Below are 24793 nucleotides of genomic sequence, written 5' to 3' on the forward strand. Positions count from 1 at the left end.
AACAAATTTAATATATGAGGCAACTTAAAATTAGTGAGTCTATCACCAATCGTGAGAACGCGTCACTAAGTCAATACCTGGCGGATATCGCCAAAATACCTATGGTTACACCACAGGAGGAAGTAACACTAACACAAAAAATACGCGAAGGCGACCAGGCAGCGCTTGAGCGCCTTACTACCGCTAACCTGCGCTTTGTGGTATCGGTAGCTAAACAATACCAAAACTCAGGCCTTACGCTGGGCGACCTGATAAACGAAGGTAACGTAGGTTTGGTTAAGGCTGCCAAACGTTTTGATGAAACCAAGGGGTTTAAATTTATATCGTACGCTGTATGGTGGATACGTCAATCAATTATGGCAGCCATAGGCGAGCAATCACGTATGGTGCGTTTACCACTTAACCAGGTAGGCGATCTGTCTAAAATATCTAAGGCAGCATCAAGGTTAGAGCAAGTATATGAAAGACAACCTACTCCCGAAGAACTGGCCGAAGATCTGGAATCGACCGTTGAGAAGGTGACCCGTTCATTGGCCAGTTCAGCCAGGCACATGTCATACGATACGCCATTCTCCAGCGATGGTGATAATACACTGTTAGATGTATTGCAAAGTGCCGAACCGGGAGCAGACAAGGAGATGATGAACGAATCGTTAAGTATTGAGGTAACTAACAGTCTGCGTATGCTCGATGCTAAAGAGCGTGATATATTGGAGCTGTTCTTCGGATTGAAGGATAACCAGGCACTAAGCCTGGAGGAGATAGGCGATAAATATCACCTTACCCGCGAACGTGTACGTCAAATAAAGGACAAAGCATTGCTTAGGTTACGTACAAGTGCACGCACCAATGGCTTAAAAACATATTTGAATTAAATATTTAATGGTATTTCTTAAAGTGTGATGAATTGATAATTAAAGTATCAATCATTATATACAGGCATAACTTACGCAAAACGGCTTCCTGATTCAGGGAGCCGTTTTGCATTTTATATATATCGGTTTTATAGCCTAACTATAAAGCGCTTATAATAAGCATCTGATAATCGCTATCAGCAGCATAAATTAACAAATCAGCCCCGTTCCGGGCAACGTATTCACAATTCGTTAATTTATAAATCCCTTTATCTTAATAAACAATGTTTAGTATTGCTTAACATTTCGCATGGAGCAAATCCATAATCAAGCTGATTTATTTAATAGCTGTCCGGAATTCAATTATTGAGCAAGGGCAGATCGGATTTATAAAATTTTGAAACGATAATTATGAAGTTGTTGCCAAAATTCATTTGGAAAACTGTGTTTCTTCTCCTCGTTTGCTTCGGGTGGACGATGAATGTGTATGCCCAGGATACACTTAAGGTAGATAGTGTCGTGTCATCAAATCGTGGCGGGGTCGACAATATCCTGCTGGGTAATGTTGCCGGGCTCAGGGTAAAAAGCTGGTCGGGTACGCCGAGCGTACAGTCCACCTTAAACCTGCGTGGTTTAAGCCTTGACCCTACAGACCGATCAACCATGCCTTTAATATTGGTTGATGGCGTGCCGATGATCGCCAGCCCATCAGATGTAACAGGCATCAACCCGCTCAACTATTATTCGGCCGATCAGATCGAACGCATTGAGGTGATCAAGCAGATCGATCTGCTATCTGCCTATGGTGTGCAGGCGCCTAACGGAGCCATCAACATCATCATGAAGGAAGGTAAACAAGGAGCTATCCATGTTAATGGTAACGCTTTCGCGGGTGCCAACTTCTTGCCCAATATGGATCATGGTAAGGATGCCTTTTATGATTTTAATACCATGGCCCGCCGCGATGTTTATGGCAACGGCGGTGTAGTGAACGAGCAAAATGTAATGGTTGACGGTGCCGGCGATTTTGGCTCGTACCTGTTCGGTTTATCAAACTATCAGGATAAAGGGTATATAAAAGACTCAGGTTTTAGCCGCCAGTCGTTATTCCTGAATGCTAAATATAATATCACCAAAAAGTTTTCGGCACACTTTTATAACAACCTGTCATTAGCCAACCGCAACGGGCGCTATGCAGGCGAATTTAGCCGAGAGCTGTTGCTGCCGGTAGTGAATGATGAGGGCTTTGTTATGGATAAGAACCGTAACGTAGGCCTGTTATCATTTATGGGTTTAACCTATCAGTTCAATCCGGCATTCAAGGCGGTTTCAACAGCGTCACTATCATACGAGGCCGCAAGTCGCGATATGTACCTGCCATCTACGGTGTTAGATGGTGATATCTACGCATCAAGCGTGAGCGCGAAAAGGCAGCTTATCTCTCTTAAAACATACGTTAACTACATCCACAAATTTTCGGACGCGCTGAAGATGGATATGAGCATTGGTAACGAAATTCGTACTAATGACGACAGGATAACCTCAGTAAATGGTAGCCGTAGCCTGGAAAACGGTGGCTCAAACTACGTAAAGGTAGTAACAGGTTATAACGCCACACAAACCAACGCCTACTCTGACCACGAGATCGAAAAAATAGTATCGTTTTACGGTACCTGGAAATGGAATTATAAGGAAGACCTGGACGTGAACATGGTTTTACGTACCGATGGCAGCTCATTCTACCAAAACAAATGGGCGCTTTACCCGGCCGTAGGTGTACACTATAATCTAAAGAATACACTGAATTTCCCGGTAAAGGTTAACGTAGCATACGGTAAAACAGGCATACTAAGCAGACCTGAAGTTTACCGTGGCCAGATAGGCGGATACGGCGACTATTACGGCGGTAACGAGTTAGGCGTGGGTATACTTTATCCTGCCTTTCAGGATGCTAAAAGCGTAGGTGTGTACCAGTTTGATGCAGGTTTATCATTCGCTGTTAACCCGGCATTAAACTTCTCGGTAAACTACTTCAATAAAATTTATAAGGATTTTACTTATCAGCGCTACCTGCCCAACATCAGCGGTATTGATTATGAGTACGAAACAGGCGGTTCGCTTGGCCTGGCTGGTGTAGAGTTTAACCTGGATGGTAACTGGATACACACACGCAACTTTAGCTGGGCAACCAACGTGAACCTGGCAGTTTACAAAAACAAGGTAAGAGAATTACCCAATGATATTGGCAATACCAGCCTGGCTTACCTAAGTGCGCTTACCAAAGGCGATGCGGTAACATCATTGGTAGCTTACGAGGGTACGCAGCAAAAAGTAATAGGCAATAGCGAAGCCAAAGGCTTTGGCGGTGTAAGCAACACACTGCGCTACAAAAATATATCGGCCAGCATGACGGTGAGCTACGCATGGGGTGCCGATGTAGCTGCCGAATCATTCACCAGCACTTATTATGCCGATCAGGTAAATAATGTGTTCCCGCTAAAAAGTGCCGAAACGCCTTACTATACTACCAGCACTGACGCTACCGGTCGAACCATTTATCAGGGTATCAGCAACATTGAGAAAGGAAGCTTTATCAGGCTGAACAAGGCCGCTATTACCTACCATTTTGGTACGCTGTTAAAAAAGGCCGCTTCAATTAACGATATGCAGCTGTTTGTGCGTGGCGATAACCTGATCACGCTTTCAAAATACAGCGGTATCAATCCCGAAGAAAATATTACAGGTGTTCGCAGGCGCGATCTGATCTACACGGGCACTCCGCTGCCATCTTCAATTGTGCTGGGCTTAAAACTGGTTCTTTAAACAACTACGATACAAAAAATGAACGATATGAAATTTTGGAAGCTCATCCCGGTCATGCTGCTGGTTGTTCTTTCTGGATGTAAAGACAGCCTGACCATCGATTTAGATAACAGGACAGTTGCTGAAGGTTATTATGATTCGGCGCAAAAAATAGAGCAGGCTGTTATTGGTGGTTATGTTGATCTGCGCAGGGCATTACTGGCTAACTACGGTTGGTTAATGTATGGCGAGGCCCGCACAGGCGATTTAACGGTTGCCGTAAGCTATCAGCAAGCGGTGGCAAGCCAGCAATTAATGGGTGCCGACAGATACGTGAAGCAACTAACCGACTGGGGCTATTTTTATGACGTGATCAAGGATGCTAATGATGTGCTTGATATAGTGAACAATGCCAATAGCGATGTTTTAAACACCAGCCAGCGTAACCTGTATAAAGGCGAAGCATTGGCGCTAAAGTCAGCCGCTTACTTTTACCTGGCGCGTATATGGGGATCAGTACCATCGGCAGAGAAAAATAATTTTGGCCAGCTGCTTACCAACCAGGAGGCGGTTACCCTGGCCGCAACATTTGCAACCGAAGCTAAGGGCCTTTTACCCTGGATGCTTATTAATGATGATGGTATTGAAAGCGCGGCCTTAACAGCTATCCGTTTTAACAAAACAGCCATTACATCATTACTGGTGCACGAGCAATTGTGGATAGGTAATGCCCAAAACGCTTATGATGCACTGAGTACTACATTTACAGCTGCTACTACCGATAGCTTATCAACCTTTGGTTTATCGCTGGGAGTGGACAGGCGCACCGAAATACCTCAAACCCCATTGAGTGAAAGCGCAGTAAGTATGCCTTTAGCCAGGCTGAACGCGATATACCCCAGCGGAGATTCACGCAGAACAAGCATGTTCAACATTTTAACCGACCAAAATAAAGCGACACTGAAAAATAGCAATACTGATGGGTTGGAGCTTTTACCGGTGCGCGAGGTAAACCTGCTTTTTGCCGAAGCCGCATGGCGCAGCAATCGCCTGGATGAAGCTAAAACCTACCTGGTACGTGCAGCGGCAGGCGCCACTGAAGATTATACTTCACTAACCGAAGCAACCTTTGCGGATGCCCTGCTAATGGAACGTCGCAGGATGCTGGTAGGCACCGGTCAGCGGGTGTTTGACCTCATCAGGTTTGGTAAGGTAAGCACTTACATCCCCGCGTTTACCGAGGGCGATGTGCAGCAAGGGGCAGCCTACTGGCCACTTTCGGCAGGCAGCTTAACGGGTAATTCATTAAGTCAAAACAGTTATTGGTCATCGAAAAATTAAATATAATGAAGGCATTAATAAAAGGAGCTTGTTTTCTTTTTGCAGTACTCATATTACCTGTAAGTGTATTCGCGCAATCGGTAGTAACCGGTAAGGTTATCGATCAAAAAGGCGAATCGGTTATTGGCGCCACAATTAAGGTTAAGGGTAAAAAAAACGTAGCGGTAACTGATGTAGCAGGCGCTTTCCGTTTATCGTTAAGCATTGGCGATACCGTGTTGTGTACCTCAGTTGGTTTTCAGGCCCGCGAGGTGATCTACAAAAGCGCTGCCGATCTTACCATAAAGCTAACTGATGATAGTAAGGCGCTTGGCGAGGTACTGGTTGTAGGTTATAAAACCCAGGCCAAACAGGAGATCACCGGCTCGGTAGCCTCGGTGAAAATGGATAAGATAACCGAAACCCAATCGGCAGAATCATTTGAATCATTATTACAAGGCCGTATAGCCGGTGTAAACATACAGTTGAATTCCGGCGAGCCGGGCGCGTCGCCGGCTATCATCATCAGGGGTTTGGCCGCGGTTAGCCGTGATGATGCCTCTGCTATATCTGAACCCCTTTATGTGGTTGATGGTATTCCTATCATCTCAAAAACAAGCAGCGAATTCGCCATAACCAGCACCAACGTACTGGCCGACCTTAACCCAAGCGATATTGAAGATGTGGTGGTATTGAAGGATGCTTCGGCAGCGGCAATCTACGGTTCAAGGGCTGCTAATGGTGTAATATTGATCACCACCAAAAAAGGTAAAACAGGCAAACCGCAAATTAACCTTAACATACGTACCGGTGTAAACTTTGTACCGCAGTTGTTAGATGTTGCCGGTGGTAACAAGGAGCGTGAGCAGGTAACCCGTTTGTACGATCTGTATGCGCCATATGGCACATTCATGCCAGCTATGTATACCGATGTAACCAATCCGTTCTACAATAACTCGTCAGACTGGCAAGGGTATTTATACAACACCTCTATCACGCAGGATTACAATAGTTCTATCCGTGGCGCGGGCGATTTTGGCCAGTATAGCATCAGCTTAGGTTATATGGATAACCAGGGTATACTGTTCAATACCGGCTTTAAGCGCTATAGCACTATGGCCAGCACCACGTTTAACGCGCTCAATAAAAAGCTGATAATTAATAATACGCTGGCTGTTTCGCGTACCGATCAAACCCGTAACCCGGGCACACTCGAAACTAATTACTCATCATTACTGCCATTGCCTAACGATCCGCAGGTTCAGGGTGCCGAGATATACCTGCCCGGCCAAAATTCCAGCGTGAACGATAGGGTACGTTTTAGTACTGATGCTACTTTGAACCTGATTAAAAACTTAAGCTACAAAGCCAGCCTCAGCCTTGAGTATTTACGCCTGATGCAGGATTCGTTCTCGTCATCACGCCGTACTTTAAGGGGCGATAACAAAAGCGGCGTAGGCGAAAACCGTAACCTGCTTTTTCAGAATACGCTAACCTACGCGCCTACATTCGGAGGCCATAAGGTGAGCTTATTGGTAGGGCAAAGTGCTGAAAGACTGGAATCAAAAACTACAACCGTAAACAACGTGGCCAGCGCGCCAACCTTGTCCGAAACGGTTAACTGGCCTATAGGCAACAGCATAGGCAGCAGTAACTATACCGCTAACAGCCTGATGTCATTCTTTAGCCGTTTTGATTATTCGTACAAAGAAAAGTATCTGGTTGGCGCTTCAATCCGTACCGACGGATCATCAAAGTTTGGTACAGCTAACCGCTGGGGTGTATTCCCGTCAGTTTCAGCAGGCTGGAACTTTAGCAAAGAAAGCATATTTGAAAATGTTGATTGGCTTTCGAGCGGTAAAATTCGCGGTAGCTACGGTCTTTCAGGTACCACTTGGGATAACGACTACCTTGCCTTGGGTATCATGAACGGCGGTTCGCTCGATCAGTATAACTCATTGATAGAGATAGCTTACGGCGGTGTATCAGGCTTTACGCCAACATGGTACGATGGTTTCAGGAACGAGAATCTTACCTGGGTTAAAACCTCCATGAGCAACATCGGTTTAGATGTATCATTTTTTAACAATAAGGTTGAATTTATTTTTGATGCTTACGAAAAGCTAACCAAAGGTTTGCTTTTAACCACAGCCTTACCTACAACATCGGGCTATAACGAGGTTTACCGTAACGCGGCCAATGTACTTAACCGTGGTTTGGAGTTTACGGTGAATACTAACCTGAATTTAGGCCGAGGCCTTACATGGAGCACCGGGTTAAACTTTGCCTACAACAAAAACCGCGTAATATCACTGCCTGATGGTAACGCCGATATTATAAAAACCAGCACCTCGGGTCAGGATTTTGGCTCAATAGTAAGGGTGGGCGCGCCGTTGAACGGCTTTTTCTTCTACCAATCGCAAGGTATTTATCAAACCGAAAGCCAGATACCGGTTGACCCTAAAACGGGCGCGAGGCTGATCGGTCTGCAAAACAAAACCCTGGCAGTAGGCGACCGTAATTTCAGAGATCAGAACGGCGATTATTTCATCAACGTATCAGACCGTGTTTACTCAGGCGACCCTAACCCGAAATGGACAGGCGGTTTCACTAACGATTTTAATTATAAAGGCTTTGGTCTAAACGTAGTTTCAACCTTTGTTATCGGGCGCGATATTGTTAACACCGCCTTGCTTAACAGGCTGAGGCTGGCTAAAGATTTTGCAGGTGCTACCTCGCTACCCAATTTTGATAACTACTCGATATGGGAAAAAAGTGGCGACAATGCCAAATACCCAACACTAAACCCCTGGGCTGATGCTTCGCAGATAGTGAACTACGATTCGGAGTACGTTGAGGATGGCTCATACTTCAAGATCAAGGCCGCCACGCTATCGTACAACTTCACCAAAAAAATTATACCAAGGCTTCCGTTTGACAGGATGCGCGTGTACTGCACTATGGATAACGTGGTAACCTTCCAAAAATACAGCGGCCCTGATGCCGAATTAGTAACAGTTGATGGCTTTGATAACTCGGGTGGTTACCCTATGCGCCGTATGTTACTGTTCGGTGTATCAATAGGCTTATAACAAATAAAAGTAGAAAACTCAATATAAGTGATGATGCTACAGGCATCGCTATTAAAAGATAAAAAAGTAAACAGATGAAGAATAAGGTAATTGCCACGTTTCTGCTGGTTTTGATACTTGCCGAAACAAGCTGTAAAAAATGGCTGGACGAAACCCCTATTAACACCGTAACCGAGGAGCAAGCCTGGAAAAACGGCGCCGATGCAGAAGGCGCTGTTGCCGCTGCCTTCGCTATTTTCCGCAGGGCCTTGTCGGGGTTGACCAAAGAGGATACCCCTTCAACCACACGTAATGGCTCATGGGGCGATTATTATTTCTGGGGCGATTCACGCTCAGGCGATTGGATCACGCCTAATAATGACGGCGACTGGAATGCAGGTTTTCAAAACCACTTGATACAGCGTACCGAGCTGGAACCCATGACCAACTGGAGGCTTTTTTACCGTGCCATTGAGCAGTGTAACCTGGTGTTGGAAAAAATTCCGGAAATAACTGATGGCCTAACCGACGAGCGGAAAGCCCAGCTATTAGCCGAAGCCCGTTTTATGCGTGCCTTGTCGCATTTTTACGCGGCACGTGTTTGGGGCGATATACCGATCAACCTAAAAGCCCGTAATGTTGATGCACTGGGCCGCGAGCCGCTTAACACCGTAATGCGCATGGTGGTTAATGAGGTTGACATGGCTTTGCCTAACCTGCTGTGGGAAAATAAGGGCACCATCAAGGAATCACGCTCAAGAGGTACAAGAGGTGCCGCGCTTGCTTTGAAAGCCCATGCATTAATGTGGTTAAAAGATTACCAGGGAGCATCTGACGCTATTAAGCAGATTATGGACTCGAACAATTACAGGTTGGCAACTATAGATGGTTTGCGCACCATGTTTGATACAGGCGAGTCGGCTGAGGTGATATTTGAGATGTACTACGATAAAAGTAAGGGTGAGTACTCTGATTACTATGGCCACATCATGACCTACTATCTTACCAACCCTTATACCTCAAGGGGCGAGCTTTCATTAGCGGTTCCAAAATCAAAAATATTGGAGATCTATCCTGATTACGCGCGTGATAAATCAGACAAAAGGGTTAACGAGTTCTTCCAAAGTATCGATTTTTCAGTTAGCAGCAGCGAGCTGAGGCCAATATTTGCCGATCCGTTGCAAAACGGTGAACGCGCTATCATGTTCGCCAAATTCAGAAAGGTGAAGGACAGAACCTATAACCTGATGGATGCCCCGGTGCCAATTTTCAGGTACGCTGATGTATTGCTGTTAAAAGCTGAGGCTGATGCCAGGCTTGGCCGCGTATCCGAAGCGTTGGAAAATCTGAACAAGGTACGTACCCGTGCCGGTATACCCACCTTTACCCGTGATGATGCACCTGTTGTAATAGAGGAAGTATTGGCCGAACGTCGTCGTGAGCTGATCGGTGAGTTTCACCGCGTGTACGATCTGGTGCGTTTGGGCAGGTTACACGAGTTTAACAGCTATATAACCGAGCAGGGCGAAAAAGACGGTGCCGGTTTCTTCCCGGTGAGTGACGAGGCCTTTGCCAACAACCCCAATATGGAACAAACTTACTACTGGCAGTTCAATCAATAATATAAATACGCATTCGAGATGATGAAATTAATCAAAGCAATCGCGTTCATCGGCATTCTATTCACAATTGGGTGTAAGGATAGCTATTTTACCGACGGGGGTGCCAAACCTGCCGATCAGTCGGGCAACCTGGGTGTATCAACCATGGATTACCTGGAAAGCCACCGCGAATCATTCGATACATTGGCCAGGCTGATCAGGCTGACCAAGCTTGAGGATGAAGTTAATGCCCAGGGCAATACCTTTTTTGCCCCGCGCGATTATTCGATCCACAACTATTTTAAGCTGATCTATCCTGATCCGCAAAATACCCCGGCAACGCTGGAAGCCATCCCGCAGGAGGATATGGATAGGATAGCCGCTATCATCAAAAACTATATTATTCCTGGTGATGAGATAGTGCGAAACGATCTGGCTACTACCTACAGCTATGCAACCACCTCCGGCGATACAAAGGCAAGGTTCAATGTGGTAACGAGTGATTACCTGGGCAACGTTAACCTGGGTGCAAAATTTATTATGTTTTCGCTCAATGTCAGCCCGGCCGGTGCAACGGAACGCTATCAATCGGTACAGGTGGTTACGGCCGATCTGCGGTCGACAAACGGAGTTGTACATATACTGAATTCTGACACGCACATTTTTGGATTTAACTAAGTAAAGGTGATGAAACGCAACAGTAAAATATTCTGGATCTTGGTGTGTACAATATCAGCCTGCACATCGCTGCTGATGAGCGCCTGCACCAAGATACCGCAGGAGGGTAGCATAGCGCCCGATATCAGTTACAAAAACAGGAAGCAATATGCCATATCGGGCCTGGCACAAAACATAGGCAATTTTCAGGCATCAACCTCAACACTGCCGCTAACTTTTGAGATAGTGGAGGTGCGCGAGCTTAACGGAAAAAATACAGGTGGCTTAACCGAAAATATACCCGTTGTGCGCTACAAGGAACCCATTGTAGGCAATGAAACCCCTGCCGAACTGGCTCTGAAAACCGATACGGTAATGACCCCGGCAGTAAGCGTAAACAAAAATACCGGCCAGGTTGAAATACTTGAAGGTAACAAGATACCTGCCGGCGAATACCACTTTGATATACGGGTATCCAATCAATCAGGCGGCAAGGTGCTGAAGGATGCTCTGGTGATAGAATTTAAGGAGCAGGAAGTAAAAACATGGTCATCGGGTATGTTACAGCAACCCGAGATTGAGCGTGTTGGCGATAGCCCTAACCAGATGAAATTTGTAGGCTATCTTAACGGAAAACAGCTTGCCGGTGATGAGATAGATTTTACAGCTAACCGTGCGGCAGGCTTTAAGGGCACCTTTGTTAACGATGCCAGCGATGGCGAAATATGGAGTGTGAATTTCCCGGTAAAAGAGTCGGATACGTATTGCACCTGGAAAGTAACCACCGTGGTGAATGGGGTTGAGCAGGTAAGCTATGTGAGCGAGAACTTCAATTTTGTAATAGGCTTACCGGGTAGTTATGTGGTTCGATTATATAAATAATAACGATATGAAACGCATTTTTAAATATGTATGCCTGCTGCCGGTTGTTTTGTTTACCATGCAGGTGGCTATGGCACAACAGGCTAAAACTAAAAAGATACTGGTAATAGGTGTTGATGGTATCATCAATACCGCTATTGATTACGCGGCCACGCCGGGTATCGATAAAATAACCGCCGATGCATCATACAGCATGAATGGTTACGGCGGCGTGCCGGCTTATTCAAGTTCGGGCTGGTCAACCATGCTAACGGGCGTATCAGCCGATAAGCATGGGGTAACCATAAACAAATCTTATACGGGCAATAAATTCAGCCAGTACCCATCGGTGGTTAACCGTATCAAATCGGCAGCGTCATCTATCGTGGTGGCATCAGTTGTGCGCACTCCCGAGATCAATACCCTGCTTAACCAGGCTGCTGATCATAAATTTCAGTACGCTACCGATGAGGAAGTATACAACAAAGCCACCGAACTTGTAAAGCAAGCGGATATGGGCGCGGTATTCGTACAATTCAGCAGCCCGGCCGAGGTTGGGCAGGAGGTAGGCTTTCAGCTGCGCCAGGCCCGTTATGTAATCGCCATCCAAAAAATAGATGAGTATGTAGCAGGGTTACATGCTGCTATCGAAGCAAGATCAACCTATGCCAATGAGGATTGGAACATCTTTTTCGCCTCTACCCACGGTGGTACCGAATCGGGTGTGCCGCAAAGCACTACACCTGAGGAGATCAACGTACCGGTAATACTTTCGGGTGGTGAACTGGATAATAAGGAACTGGTAGGTACGGCCCTTGCACCACGCGAGGGTGCCGATAATATACTCACCATCAATAAAGCATCATCTGGCGAACGTACTTATGTACGTGTGCCCATTAAAGGCACAGCCTTGCAGGGCATGAACAGGTTTACCATTGAAACATGGGTAAAGGCAGGTGCCAACACCAGCGATCCATCCATCATAGGTGATAAAAACTGGGATTCGGGAGGTTTGCCGGGCTATACCATCTGTCGCAGTGGTTCAACCTGGAAGATCAATATCGCCAACCAAAAATCTGAACGTTATGATATTGGCTCAACCAAAGCGCTTGAGGATGGTAACTGGCATCACCTGGCTGTTACTTTCGATAAAACCAAAACCTGCGCGGTATACCAGGATGGTGTAAAAGTAGCCGAATCAACATTGATCTATAAAGATGCCGATAACATGGCATCACCATATGACTACCTGTGCCTTGCGCAGGATGGTACACAAACCTACGGGGGTGGTGCCCCAAACTGGGCAGGCTCATTCAACGAGGTAAGGATATGGACCGATGTACTATCAACCGCTACTATACAGAAGTATATGTACCTGCGTAATATCGAAAACAGCGATCACCCTAACCTGGCCTCGCTAAACCTGTACCTTAAAATGGATGATGTGCGCGGAACCGTGGTGCGTGATTACAGCGGCAAAGGCAATAATGGCGAACTGGTGGGCACCGCTAACGAGCGCCACCCTTATTACCCTATTGGGCTTACAGATGTATCGGTAAATATATTAAGTCACCTGGGTATACGTGCTGATGGTACCTGGGGCCTGGAGGGCAGCGTACTAAAATCAAACGTGCCTTACCGCTTATTTAAAGTGAACAATTAATACAAAATGATATGATAAAGAGATTTAATTCAAGATCGGTTTTTATTGTGCTAATGGCATTGATTGTTGCGGCAGGAGTTAGCTCATGCTCAAAGGATATGCTTCGCCCCGGCGGTAACCTGAATGCCAACCAACTGGTAGCCGGTCGGCTTGATGGCACCTGGACAACCCCGCGCGATATTGTTACACCGCAAAGCGTACCACCCGAGGTATTCGGCTCTATGCGTTTAGTGTTTACTACCGATGATGCCGGTAACCCGCTGAAGTTTATGGCGCATGATTGCCCTATAGTATTTACCAATGCCACCGCCGGTAATTGGAGCGTTACCCCAACTGCCGATAGCACAAAGGTTAGCTTAACAAGCGTTGGCCCGGTTGATGATTTTAGCATAAAAATGGCATCAAACTCCATGACCCTCTCATTTTTTATGGGCTGGGAGAATACCGATACCAAAGAAACTGGCAAGGGTAATTTTAAAGTAACCCTTACTCGCCAATAATACCCGAACAGAATATTTAGATTTTCAATAAGATATGAAGAAAATTTACAACAAGCCATTTGCCTTAGCAGGTGCAATGGTAATGCTTGGCCTGGCGTTGTTAACGTCGTGCAAGCAGGAGTTTGATTACACGGTTGATACCGGTAACCCGCAGGTGGTAAGCTATAACCCAACCTCAACGGTTGAGGGTGTGGCCGTAAGCAGCAACCTGATATTAACCTTTAACGAGAACATTAAAAAAGGTGCCGGTAACATTATAATTACCAGCAAGGTTGATACGCAACGCATCAGCGTAACATCTGACGCTGTTACCATTGGTGATGACAAACGCATCCTGACCATTAACCCGACAGCCGATCTGGAAGCCGATCAGGTTTATACGGTTACCCTTGAACGCGGTATAGTTACCGATTTGTTGGGCAACGAGTATATGGGTTTACCCGATGGCACTACCTGGACGTTTAAAACCGTAGGCCAAAGCGGCTTGCCACTAAATGCGCTTAGTCCGCTGCCGGGTAGTACCGATGGTTCATTGTTCAAGCTTGAACTGACCTTTGCCGCCGATGTAAGAAAAGGCGCAGGCAACTTCTCGGTATATGAAACCAACGGCAACGTTAAGGTGGCCGAAATTTCAGTAGCAGGCCAATCAGTAGTGGTTGATGGCAAGCGTGTAACAGTTAAGCTTGGCACTCCGCTAAAATTCGCTACCAGCTATTATGTACTTGCTGATGCCGGTACCATTGTTGATGCCGATGGCAAAGCCTTTGAAGGGTTTTTAACACCAACATCATGGAGCTTTACCACTACTGCCGGTAATGGCACGGCGCTTATAGCTTACTTACCTTTAGATAATGATTTGACAGATGCCAGCGGCAACAGGTTTGATGCCATGCCGGGCGAGCATTCAACAGCCAGCGTAACCTTTGTTACCGATGCTGAGCGTGGCAGGGTAGCTTCATTTGGTTCCGGATCGTACGCTGTATTGCCTAAGCACGATATGCTGAGGCCGGCCCTTACGCAAAGCTTTAGCTTTAGCCTGTGGGTGAAATTTCAGGGCATAGGCTCTGATCCGGCATTGTTCTCCAACTCTAATTGGGATAGCGGCGGTAATCCAGGTTTTGTATTCGCTACTGATGGTGCCGATACCTATACCGGTCCGGGTTCATCAGGCAGGGGATGGCTGGTTAAGTTAACCGGTGATGCAGGCGGCGTAAGCAACCGTATGGACTGGAGAGCTAACGAAACAGATCCGCAAAGTCCGGCTGTGGGCGATAACAAATGGCATATGGTAACCGTGGTGGTTGATCAGGCTACAAAACTGTTGCATGTATACATTGATGCTAAGGAACATATACAGGCCACCAAACCTGCAAGCTATGATCTGAATACATTAAAGGGCCCGCTTTGGGATAGTGTTAACGATTATGCTTTCACTATTTGGGAAGATGGATCGGGCGTATATAACTCAGGCGATGATACCCGCAAAACACTTAGCGGCCTGGTGGATGACGTAAGGATATACAACAAAGCGCTTACCGCTACTGAAGTATCAGCCCTTTTTGTAATTAAATAAATATTTAAAGAAAACAATTTAAGCTTGATGACAAACCGTGAGGGTTATTTGCATACCGAGGGCGATCTGAATTTAAGTGAGAGCCGCCAGGACTGGAATCAAAGACACGTTGATGAGGCTACGCAAGCCGTGCTTAAAAAGGATGCCGATCATTTTCTGCACCAGGCGCTGTCAACACCTTGTTTAGATGTGCTTGAATCCGCCGAAGGCATCAGGATCAAAAACCTGTCGGGCAAAATGTATATCGATTTTCATGGCAATAACGTGCATCAGCTTGGTTATGGTAATAGTTACATAATTGACAGGGTAAAGGCCCAGTTGGATACATTGGCTTTTTCGCCGAGGCGATACACCAATCTGCCTGCAATAGAACTTGCCGAACGGCTTTCGGTATTAACAGATCATGCGCTATCACGTGTGTTGTTCGCTCCGGGCGGAACATCGGCTATAGCCATGGCCATGAAACTGGCCCGCATATATACCGGCAAGTATAAAACCCTCGCCATGTACGATTCCTTTCATGGAGCATCAATGGAATGTATCTCCCTCGGTGGCGAATTTGTTTTTCAGCAGGGCCTGGGCCCGCTGATGCCCGGTAGCATACACGTGCCTCCGGTTGATAGCTACAGGGGGATGTGGTTCAATCAAAACCTTACCGATGATGGTGATTTGGCGTATGCCGATTACCTGGAGTATGTTATAGAAAAAGAAGGTGATGTAGGCATACTGGTTGCCGAAACCATCCGCAGCACTACGGTGCATGTACCATCAAAAGCATACTGGCAACGTGTACGCCAAATATGCGACAAGCATGGCGTGCTGCTGGTGTTTGATGAAATTCCTATCGGTATGGGGCGTACTGGTACTATGTTCGCCTATCAGCATTACGATATAGTACCCGATATTTTGGTACTTGGCAAAGGGCTTGGCGCTGGCGTAATACCTATGGCTGCCATTGTTTGTAAAGATGAACTGAATGTTGCCGCTAAGGTATCTCTCGGCCATTTTACACACGAGAAAAATCCGTTAGGGGCTGTGGCCGCGCTTGCCGCTTTTGATTATATAGAGAGCAATAACACGCTGGCTCATGTAGCGCAAGCCGCCGAATTTATGCACAAACGCCTGCACGAATTAAAAACCCGCTTTGAATGTATTGGCGATGTGCGCGGCAAAGGCTTGCTATGGGGTGTTGAACTGGTTAAGGATAGAACAACAAAGGAGAAAGACAATTCATCCGCAGAAAAAATACTATACAAATGCCTTGAACTCGGCCTCAGCCTCAAAGTGTCTGACGGTAATGTGCTATGCCTTTACCCACCTTTGGTAAGCACCATTGATGAGTTGAATGAAGCCCTGAATATTTTAGAACAGGCCATGACTGAAGTAATTGGCAAATAAATTAATTGAAGTAAACATAACTATGAAACGTATTTTTAGTGTATTAGCGATCATCGCTTTAGGCAGTACCCAATTACTCGCCCAAAAGAAAAACAGCAAACCCTTGTTTGATCATGTTATAGTTATCGGTATTGATGGTTTAAGCAGTGCCGGACTAATGAAAGCCAACGCGCCGGTGCTACATAAAATGATTGAGGAAGGTGCTTTTAAATACAATGCGCGTACCGTGCTGCCATCTTCAAGCTCATCAAACTGGTCGGCCATGATATTGGGCGCGGGTCCTGAAATAACCGGCGTAACATCAAACGACTGGAAACCGAACGCCAAGCACATGACACCTGTTGCCGTTAACAAGGTAGGCCGTTCGCCAAGTATTTATGATATTATACGCCAGCAGCGCCCCAATGCCGAGCAAGGTGTTGTTTTTCATTGGGATGATTACGGGCGTTTGCTGCAAAAGGAAATGGTGAACCACTACGAGTATGCCGAAACAGAAACTAAAGCCGCTGAAAAATTCGCTGAATACATTACCGCTAAAAAACCAACATTCGCTTTGTTGCACCTTGATCACGTTGACCATGCAGGTCACGAGAAAGGCCACATGACGGATGATTACCTGCAATCAATAGCCAAAGCCGATAGCTTGATTGGCAGTGTTTTAAAAGCGATAGATGCAGCAGGTATGAAAGAGAATACCCTGGTAATGATAGTTGCCGACCACGGCGGTATAAACAAAGGCCACGGCGGCGAGTCTGACGAGGAGATCAACATACCCGTAATTTATTATGGCAAAGGCGTTAAAAAAGGTTACAAGATACAGCAGCCGGTTTATCAGTACGATGTGGCAGCTACCGTAGCTTTCGTTTTTAACCTTAAGGTACCTTACTCATGGACATCGCGCCCGGTAAAGGCGGCCTTCACCGGTTTTTCAGAACCTGAAAACCTGATGGTTGGTTTAGAATAATAAGGTACGATCAAATAACATTAAGCCTTCAGATCATTTTCTGAAGGCTTTTTTGTTTGGCCGGTGTTAAATTATTTATCAGATAGGGGCTGTATGCCCTGAAAATGATTTTTATTAGTTATTTGCGCCCGGTTTATTTTAATGCATATTTTTTAGCCTTTAACACGTATACAGTGATCTATGGAAGATGATATATTAATACAGATAAGTAACCGGATAAAAGAGCGTCGCCGCGAAAAAAATATTACTGTACAGGAGCTGGCCACACGTGCCAACGTAAGTAAAGGCCTGATATCGCAAATTGAGAATAGCCGAACCATACCATCGCTTATTGTACTTATCGATATCATTAAATCGCTGGATATTGACCTGAACGTATTTTTTAAGGATATACATGATAAAAGCGAAAGTGCCGAACCTATAATAAAACGCAAGGCCGATTACGAGCACTTTGAAAAAGAGGATGCAGAGGGCTTTCATTACCAGCGTATTTTTACCCGTTCCATCAAAAACTCCACGGTTGACTTTGTAATATTGGAACTGGCTCCCGGTTCGCACCGCGAATTGGTACAAACCGAAGCTTACGAGTATAAATATATTTTGAGCGGCGAGATAGTATACCAATTCACCGACAAGAATTATACGCTAAAGCAAGGCGATTCCATGCTGTTTGATGGCCGATTGGCACACACTCCAAAAAATATGACAGATAAACCTGCAAGTATGCTTATCGTATACTTTTTTGAGGAAAGCTCATCCTCTTAAAATTATCTTAACATGAATTTGGTTTATTATTAATAAACATAGTTTATAATTGCTAAACATTAATTGTTTAGCATGTCTAATCAACCAAGCGTACAGCAAACCGCGTTAACAAAGCCGCTCAGCAAATTAAAGGTAAGCGTAGCCAAATGGCCCTACGGTTTAGTTTCTGTATTGGCTGCTTTGTCGGCCTTTGGGGCTTACACATCTATGTATGCCTTTCGTAAAGCGTTTGCAGCAGGTAGCTTTTCGGGGTTAGAGTACTGGCATGTTAACTACAAAGCCTGGCTGGTAATAGCGCAGGTTTTAGGTTATACCCTGAGTAAATTTTACGGTATAAAATTTATTGCCGAAGTAAAGGCCTTAAGCCGGGGTAAAAGTATTTTGCTGCTTGTTGCCATATCATGGCTGGCTTTATTGGGCTTTGCCATTGTACCGGCACCTTATAATATCGTGTTTCTTTTTATAAACGGGTTTCCATTGGGGATGATCTGGGGCCTGGTATTCGGTTACCTTGAAGGGCGTAGGGCTACCGAGTTTATGGCGGCAGTGTTGTCAATCAGCCTCATTTTCGCGTCAGGGTTTGTTAAAACCGTTGGGCGAACGCTCATCACCGAGTTTCATGTAACGGAATACAACATGCCATTCATAACCGGCGCGGTATTCATCATCCCATTATGTTTGTTTGTGTTAATGCTGGAAGTTTTACCTCCGCCCACACAACAGGATAAACAATTACGCACCGAGCGTACAGCCATGAGTGCTACCGAACGCCGCGCTTTTTTAATGCGCTTTTTACCCGGAATTATACTCACCGTAATAGTATATGTGTTGCTAACCGTAATGCGCGATGTTCGTGATAATTTTGAGGTAGAAATATGGGCCGGATTAGGCATAAAAAGCAACAGCATTTATACCAATATTGATTCTATTATATCCATAGCCGTACTTGCCGGTATTAGCTTGCTGATATTGGTGAAGAATAATCTGAAGGCATTTGGCATTATCCATATATTTATTATTTGCGGATGCTTGCTTGCGGGTATATCAACCTTGTTATTTGAAGCCAAAACCATTAGCCCGGTTATGTGGATGACGCTCGCCGGATTGGGTTTGTATGCCGGTTATGTACCTTACAACGCCATATTTTTTGAACGGATGATAGCCTCGTTCAATTACAAAAGCAACGTAGGCTTTATTATGTACATTGCTGATGCCATAGGCTATCTGGGTAGTATAAGCGTTTTGCTGGTTAAGGAATTAGGCAATTCAGATATCAGCTGGGATGCTTTCTTTGTTAACGGATTGCTTATCATGGCCGTAATTGGCGCAGGGGCAGCAACACTTTCACTTATTTATTTTTTACAGAGCGCCCGCCGGTCGCGGTCGCAAAACAAAGCATTAAATTTATCAGCAGTATGAGTAATAAAACAGCCATAGTTATAGGTGCAGGTATTGTTGGTTTAGCCGTAACCCGTGCACTTAGCATCCGTGGTTATAAGGTAACCGTGTTTGAGCGTAACGAGCGGGCAGTAGGGGCGTCTATCCGTAACTTTGGTATGGTGTGGCCCATCGGGCAGCCAACCGGTCCGTTGTTTGATCGTGCCATGCTATCCAGATCAATATGGACAGAGATAGCTGCCGAAGCAGGTATATGGCACGATGAAGTAGGCTCATTACACATGGCTTACCATGATGACGAGCTACAGGTTATGCAGGAGTATGTAGATATTAACCGGGGCTTGCGTGACTGTGCCTTGCTTACTCCCCAACAGGCGCTTGAAAAATCGCCCGCTGTAAACCCTGACAACCTGAAAGGTGCCTTATGGAGCGGTACTGAAATGATAGTGGAGGCACGTGCCGCTATCGGGCAAATTGCGCAATACCTGGCAGATAAATACGGCGTAACCTTTTATTGGAATACCGCTATAAGCGAAGTAAACAAAACCACCGTACGCAGCGGCACACGCACCTGGGAAGCTGATGAGGTATTTGTTTGCGGCGGCGCGGAGTTTGAAACACTTTACCCCGAACTATTTGCAGCGGCGCCCATTACCAAATGCAAACTGCAAATGATGCGTATGATAGCGCAGCCCGATGGCTGGCGCATAGGTCCGTCATTATGTGGTAGTTTATCAATGGTGCATTATCCGGGCTTCGCGGTGGCGCCATCGTTACCTAAACTGCGTGAACGATACACTGAACAATATGCCGAATACCTTAAATGGGGCATACATGTAATGGCCTCGCAAAACCATACCGGCGAGCTTACCATTGGCGATTCGCACGAGTATGGCCTGGTGCACGATCCGTTTGACAAGGAATTCATCAACCGCATGATACTGGATTACCTGGCAACGTTTACCAGTTTAAAAGATACCCGCGTTATACAAACCTGGAATGGTATTTTACCTAAGCTAACCAATGGCCAAACCGAATTGGTGCTTGAGCCGGAGCAGGGTGTTACCATTATAAATGGTTTAGGCGGTAACGGCATGACCTTATCCTTCGGCCTTTGCGAGCAGCTTATCGCGGCGCGCAGTGATGTTAAAGCATAATATCAAATTGAGATATAAACAAAAAAACACGTGGTAGAGGCCACGTGTTTTTTTGTTTATGGGATGATCGTGATCAATTATAACGATCAATTATCGGCAGCAGATCTATCAGATTATCTATAACATGATCTGGATTGGCTGAACGCAATTGCTCAGGTGTGTGCGCGCCGGTGGTAATACCAATGCTAAGTGCACAACCGGCATTTTTTCCTTCCTCAATATCAATTATCGAATCACCCACCTTAACGATCTCAGCCGGACTAACCGCATATTTATCCGCGGCAAATAATATCATATCCGGTTCGGGGCGGCCTCCGCTAACATCAGTAGCGGTAACCAATTCATCATATTCGGCGCCTTGTTTCCAATTCAGTTTATCAATAATTGATTGGGCCACCTGCCTGCTGTAACCGGTGTTTAATACCCTTACTATTCTGCGTTCTTTCAGCGCTGCGAATAATTCACCCGCGTTAGGTTGAGGCAACAATGTTGAGGTTTGGTATGCTTCCGTTAGTTGGGCCGAGAAGTTTTCGTAAATATTACCAGCTAACCCGTTATCGTTAACTCCGCCGTAAGTACTCAGTATACTTTTAATTGCCTGTAGTTTCTCTTTTCCGGCACCTTCGGCCAAAACCTCGTTTAAAGTAAAGTTATATCCGGCCTCGTTTATTGCTTTATGAAGGGTTTTATAAACAATGTTGTTTTCGTTTACAGATGTACCGGCCATATCAAATACAGCCATTTTAATTAATGTACTCATGGATAAAATATGTTTAGCAAAACTAAACATATTTTATTTTTAATAAACAAATGCTAAGTTAAATTTTAGTTAATATTTATGTGATATTAACTAAAAGTGAGAGGTCTTGAAAAGCAAATAATCTTATTCGTTAGACAAATATGCCAGCGATAATCTCAAAAATAAATAATACAAATTCGAGAACATCTCGGATTTTTCCGCCAAATCTTTTGGGTCGTTCCATATATATGAATTTTACGAATTGAGCATATCCTAATTAGAGATGTAGTAGATTTTGTAATTCGATGATAGGCCTGTCAATAAAACAAAAACAGGTCGAGCGGGGACTCGACCTGTAGGTTTAAAATCAATAGTATTTAATCAATAGTTATATAAAGTCTTCTTTTTTTAATCAGCGAGTAGCTGTAAATACTAATGCAATTGCTGTTCCAATGCATTATTAAGCTGATTCTGATATTATTGGTGTGGGAGTGGGGTTTCTTTTAAGGAAAAAATTTCCCGCGCTGTGGATAGTTGTTCTGAAATGGGGATGTGCATCAATCGTTCCTGTGCAAAAGCAACAGGATTCGAACCCTATATGTCAATTCGTTGATTTTCAATATTCAAGCTTTTGTTAAAAAGCTTTGGTACTCACTTTGGTACTCGGTCTGAATGATGACAAATATAACTCTTTCATTCTGTGTTGTATAAGTGGACAGATCCGTCGATTTTTCCGCAATAGCTTTATTATCAATAATTAAATGTTCCGAATAATCAAAAGGTAACCGAATAATTCGATTCGTTTTGATTGACTTTGAAAGAATATATCAAATATACAACAAGTTAATAACTAATCAAATCGTTAAGAGTACTTATAATTTGTTATTATTAAATATGCTTTAAGCGCTTCGGGATAGTTACTGCCAACCGGCACTTCTGAATTGTTAATAATAACGCATGTGCCATTGTACTGCCTTACTTTAGTTAAGGGGACAGGTAAGATATGTGAATTTTCATAAATTGAGAAGTTGTCAGTGTCTCCTCAATCAACATCAATGATTTCAGGGCTAGGCTATAATTCTTGCCAGTAATGATTTTAAATCATCCTTCAGGCCCTCAATATTATCTACATCCATTATCAGGATCTCAAGTAAACTCATCTCCATCTTTTACAAAGAAATAAGGCTCGGATGCATGGATTTTTTCGTTCAATGTGCTTTCAGAACAGCTACATTAATAATTTAAACGCCATCTGTACAATATATAATTTCAAAGAAGCTTGTCAGTAATTGTAACCTAAATGTAATAGAGAACATTTAAAATGACTGTCACGGATATTTGATTCTTGATCCAAGGTCAGCTATTATATGACAGCAAGCTTAATAGATTATTGTAAACAATCAATGATGAAAATTAAGCAAATTATCCAATCGACCTGATATTTGATTGGATATTCTAAACACTTTGATCAAGACATATGGATAAGCGGGTATGATCATGTACGATTGGACCATGTTAAGCAGTTAGTTTGAAAGTTTCATTAGGGTTCTCACAACATAACACCATGGTGTAACTGTACCGCGGCGGATTAGAATAGTCGGGTATCCCGGAATGTTCACGGTTGACTCATGCGCACAAAGACAATAATAGACTACGCTGGATAAGCTACTTTTCTGTAAACATGCATAAAGGTTTTACGAATTGCCTGGTAAAGATCAGTTCGGATATTAGGAGGCAGCTTAGCAGTATCATGTAAGGTGTACATAATTGTACAATCAGTACGTAATCCGATAGACAAATAGTTTTTTATTGTGTCGGGTGCTCCGCCAAGTACTTTTTTGTTTCTAGTAAACCAAAGCTTATGATCGAAATCAATTAAACATAAGCGACCTTGAATAAGTTCAATTTTTGAGGTTGCATCTAGAAAATCCATAGAGAATCAGGAAGCATACTACGAGGCAACTTCATTATCGCCTTAGCGTACATTTCTATTTAACTTAGCAATAAGCGTTCCATGACGATAATCGATAATTGTATCAGCACATATCCGCATCGGTTAATTCTGAAGATACAAGTCCCACATATCCCAAAACCTATACATTATCAATAACGAAATGCCAGACCAACAAAATAAGTATCGCCTGCATCATGCTGTAGACCATGGTTCATTCCTAAATCTATCTTCACATCGTTTGACAGGGCATATTCCAACGCCGCATCAATGTAATTGTGCCACTGATGTTTTTGCATATCATAGCTGCCATATGTTTCACCCAATATCTCCAGCTTTTCAAATAAGGTTTTGCTCAACACCAATGATTCCAAGAGTTCCGTATGCCTCCCAAGCTCCATTTCATTTCGAAGGCGGTCCGCTTTTAATTGTACACCTAATTTCCAGTTATCTGGCAATTTCACTGACACAGGTAACATAATGCCCATTTCATATAAGCTATTTCCGCTATATCGGCCTGTTGGAAAAATAACATAGGGCATCAGCGCAATACTAAAATCACCTTCGTAATTGCCGTAAAGATTTTGTTTTAATTTGAGTGTAAGATCTCCAAACCCCTGCTGGGTTTCCGCAGGTCCACTGGGCGGAAAAAGCGTTTGGCGACCATAGCTTTCCACGCCGATATGCAAATTAGTGTTCGGTAGCAGCCCCAGCTTGATATCTGCGTAATTGAGCAGCAGGGTACTTTCCAGGCCATCTTCAGACCTCATACGCTCCAAGCTGACCAGCGAAGTTTCGTATTGCAGGTGCCCAGCATCCACGGTATAAGGTGACTCTGTAACGTTCGGCCTGTCTGTCTCCATTTCTTTCCGTAAGCTATCTTTGGGTACAGGCTTAAATAAGGAATAGTGACCCGTTTGTGCCGATAACATTTGAGTATAGAGACCGAGTAATAAGAATAAAGAGATTTTTTTCATGATTTATTTTTTGAAACATCGGTTTGAGTAGAATGTTCATCTTCCTAACGTATCAATAAAAAGGCCGCCATACCCGGCGGCACCAAATCCCTCTATTTTCTCACAATCCGCCTAACCGAATGATTCGCCAGATCCACAACCTCCATAAAATTTTCATGAATTGAAATCCCGGTTAGGAAACTAAACTGACCGGATACATCAATGACGAAGTTTTGCCTTTTAAGGGAGTACCTACAGTGCAATACCTTGCTGATGCATTGCATATCTCATCTAAGTACCTGAGCAGTTTGCTGAAACAACTTACCGGGCAAACCACACAGCAGATCATTCACGAAAAGCTGATCGAAAAAGCCAAAAGCTCTCCACTACTGAACTATCGGTGAGCGAGATCGCCTACAGTTTAGGCTTTGAGCATTCCCAGTCTTTCAGTAAATTATTCAAAAGTAAGACGAACCTCTCACCGCTGGAGTTCAGGGCATCTTTCAATTGACTTGCGTCATTAGATTCTTTCGTCGCTATGGAAGGTTAAAGAAGAAAGCAAC

Annotated in this window: 17 protein-coding genes and 1 pseudogene; 16 read left to right on the plus strand and 2 right to left on the minus strand. The window is 44.5% G+C overall.

Going from position 1 to position 24793, the window contains the following annotated elements:
* The first annotated feature begins 14 nt into the window (after positions 1-14).
* The 15 genes from IM792_RS18480 to IM792_RS18550 all read left to right on the plus strand — a co-directional run bounded on the left by IM792_RS18480 (position 15) and on the right by IM792_RS18550 (position 20584).
* On the plus strand, positions 15-875 hold the full coding sequence (locus tag IM792_RS18480) for an RNA polymerase sigma factor RpoD/SigA (RefSeq protein ID WP_194103384.1): 861 nt from the start codon (positions 15-17) through the stop codon (positions 873-875).
* Positions 876-1265: 390 nt separating this feature from the next.
* A complete protein-coding gene (locus IM792_RS18485; RefSeq protein ID WP_194103385.1) occupies positions 1266-3677 on the plus strand; it encodes a TonB-dependent receptor plug domain-containing protein in 2412 nt (803 codons plus the stop codon).
* Between the two features lie 18 nt (positions 3678-3695).
* Positions 3696-4997, plus strand: a complete 1302-nt coding sequence (locus tag IM792_RS18490; protein WP_194103386.1) for a RagB/SusD family nutrient uptake outer membrane protein — start codon at positions 3696-3698, stop codon at positions 4995-4997.
* 5 nt (positions 4998-5002) lie between these two features.
* Positions 5003-8068: a TonB-dependent receptor gene (locus IM792_RS18495; protein WP_194103387.1), complete on the plus strand. Its 3066-nt coding sequence runs from the start codon at positions 5003-5005 to the stop codon at positions 8066-8068.
* Positions 8069-8142: 74 nt separating this feature from the next.
* Complete coding sequence (locus IM792_RS18500; RefSeq protein WP_194103388.1) at positions 8143-9669, plus strand: RagB/SusD family nutrient uptake outer membrane protein; 1527 nt, start codon at positions 8143-8145, stop codon at positions 9667-9669.
* 18 nt (positions 9670-9687) lie between these two features.
* The gene (locus tag IM792_RS18505) at positions 9688-10326 is read left to right on the plus strand and encodes a fasciclin domain-containing protein (RefSeq protein ID WP_194103389.1); all 639 of its coding nucleotides are present in this window, start codon (positions 9688-9690) and stop codon (positions 10324-10326) included.
* A gap of 9 nt (positions 10327-10335) precedes the next feature.
* The gene (locus IM792_RS18510) at positions 10336-11187 is read left to right on the plus strand and encodes a DUF5007 domain-containing protein (protein WP_194103390.1); all 852 of its coding nucleotides are present in this window, start codon (positions 10336-10338) and stop codon (positions 11185-11187) included.
* A gap of 7 nt (positions 11188-11194) precedes the next feature.
* Complete coding sequence (locus IM792_RS18515; protein WP_194103391.1) at positions 11195-12829, plus strand: LamG-like jellyroll fold domain-containing protein; 1635 nt, start codon at positions 11195-11197, stop codon at positions 12827-12829.
* An 11-nt stretch (positions 12830-12840) separates the two neighbouring features.
* Entirely contained in the window at positions 12841-13329 is a 489-nt protein-coding gene (locus IM792_RS18520; RefSeq protein ID WP_194103392.1) for a hypothetical protein, read from the plus strand.
* Positions 13330-13363: 34 nt separating this feature from the next.
* Positions 13364-14902, plus strand: a complete 1539-nt coding sequence (locus tag IM792_RS18525; RefSeq protein WP_194103393.1) for an Ig-like domain-containing protein — start codon at positions 13364-13366, stop codon at positions 14900-14902.
* Positions 14903-14929: 27 nt separating this feature from the next.
* Complete coding sequence (locus IM792_RS18530) at positions 14930-16300, plus strand: aspartate aminotransferase family protein (protein WP_194103394.1); 1371 nt, start codon at positions 14930-14932, stop codon at positions 16298-16300.
* Between the two features lie 22 nt (positions 16301-16322).
* Positions 16323-17264 (plus strand): alkaline phosphatase, encoded by a 942-nt coding sequence (locus IM792_RS18535; protein WP_194103395.1) that lies wholly within the window; start codon positions 16323-16325, stop codon positions 17262-17264.
* A 180-nt stretch (positions 17265-17444) separates the two neighbouring features.
* The gene (locus IM792_RS18540; protein ID WP_194103396.1) at positions 17445-18029 is read left to right on the plus strand and encodes an XRE family transcriptional regulator; all 585 of its coding nucleotides are present in this window, start codon (positions 17445-17447) and stop codon (positions 18027-18029) included.
* A 72-nt stretch (positions 18030-18101) separates the two neighbouring features.
* Positions 18102-19448 (plus strand): DUF5690 family protein, encoded by a 1347-nt coding sequence (locus IM792_RS18545; protein ID WP_194103397.1) that lies wholly within the window; start codon positions 18102-18104, stop codon positions 19446-19448.
* Complete coding sequence (locus tag IM792_RS18550) at positions 19445-20584, plus strand: TIGR03364 family FAD-dependent oxidoreductase (protein ID WP_194103398.1); 1140 nt, start codon at positions 19445-19447, stop codon at positions 20582-20584. Before IM792_RS18545 ends, IM792_RS18550 begins: the two co-directional genes overlap by 4 nt.
* A gap of 73 nt (positions 20585-20657) precedes the next feature.
* Here IM792_RS18550 and IM792_RS18555 read toward each other — a convergent pair whose 3' ends face one another.
* Positions 20658-21344 (minus strand): HAD-IA family hydrolase, encoded by a 687-nt coding sequence (locus tag IM792_RS18555; protein ID WP_228085258.1) that lies wholly within the window; start codon positions 21342-21344, stop codon positions 20658-20660.
* A gap of 2082 nt (positions 21345-23426) precedes the next feature.
* A complete protein-coding gene (locus IM792_RS18560; RefSeq protein ID WP_194103399.1) occupies positions 23427-24251 on the minus strand; it encodes a transporter in 825 nt (274 codons plus the stop codon).
* A gap of 221 nt (positions 24252-24472) precedes the next feature.
* Between IM792_RS18560 and IM792_RS18565 the strand changes: the two are divergent.
* Positions 24473-24741: pseudogene (locus IM792_RS18565) on the plus strand (helix-turn-helix transcriptional regulator); the annotation flags it as partial.
* Positions 24742-24793: the final 52 nt, after the last annotated feature.

The sequence above is a fragment of the Mucilaginibacter sp. JRF genome (assembly GCF_015223065.1).
Taxonomy (GTDB): Bacteria; Bacteroidota; Bacteroidia; order Sphingobacteriales; family Sphingobacteriaceae; genus Mucilaginibacter.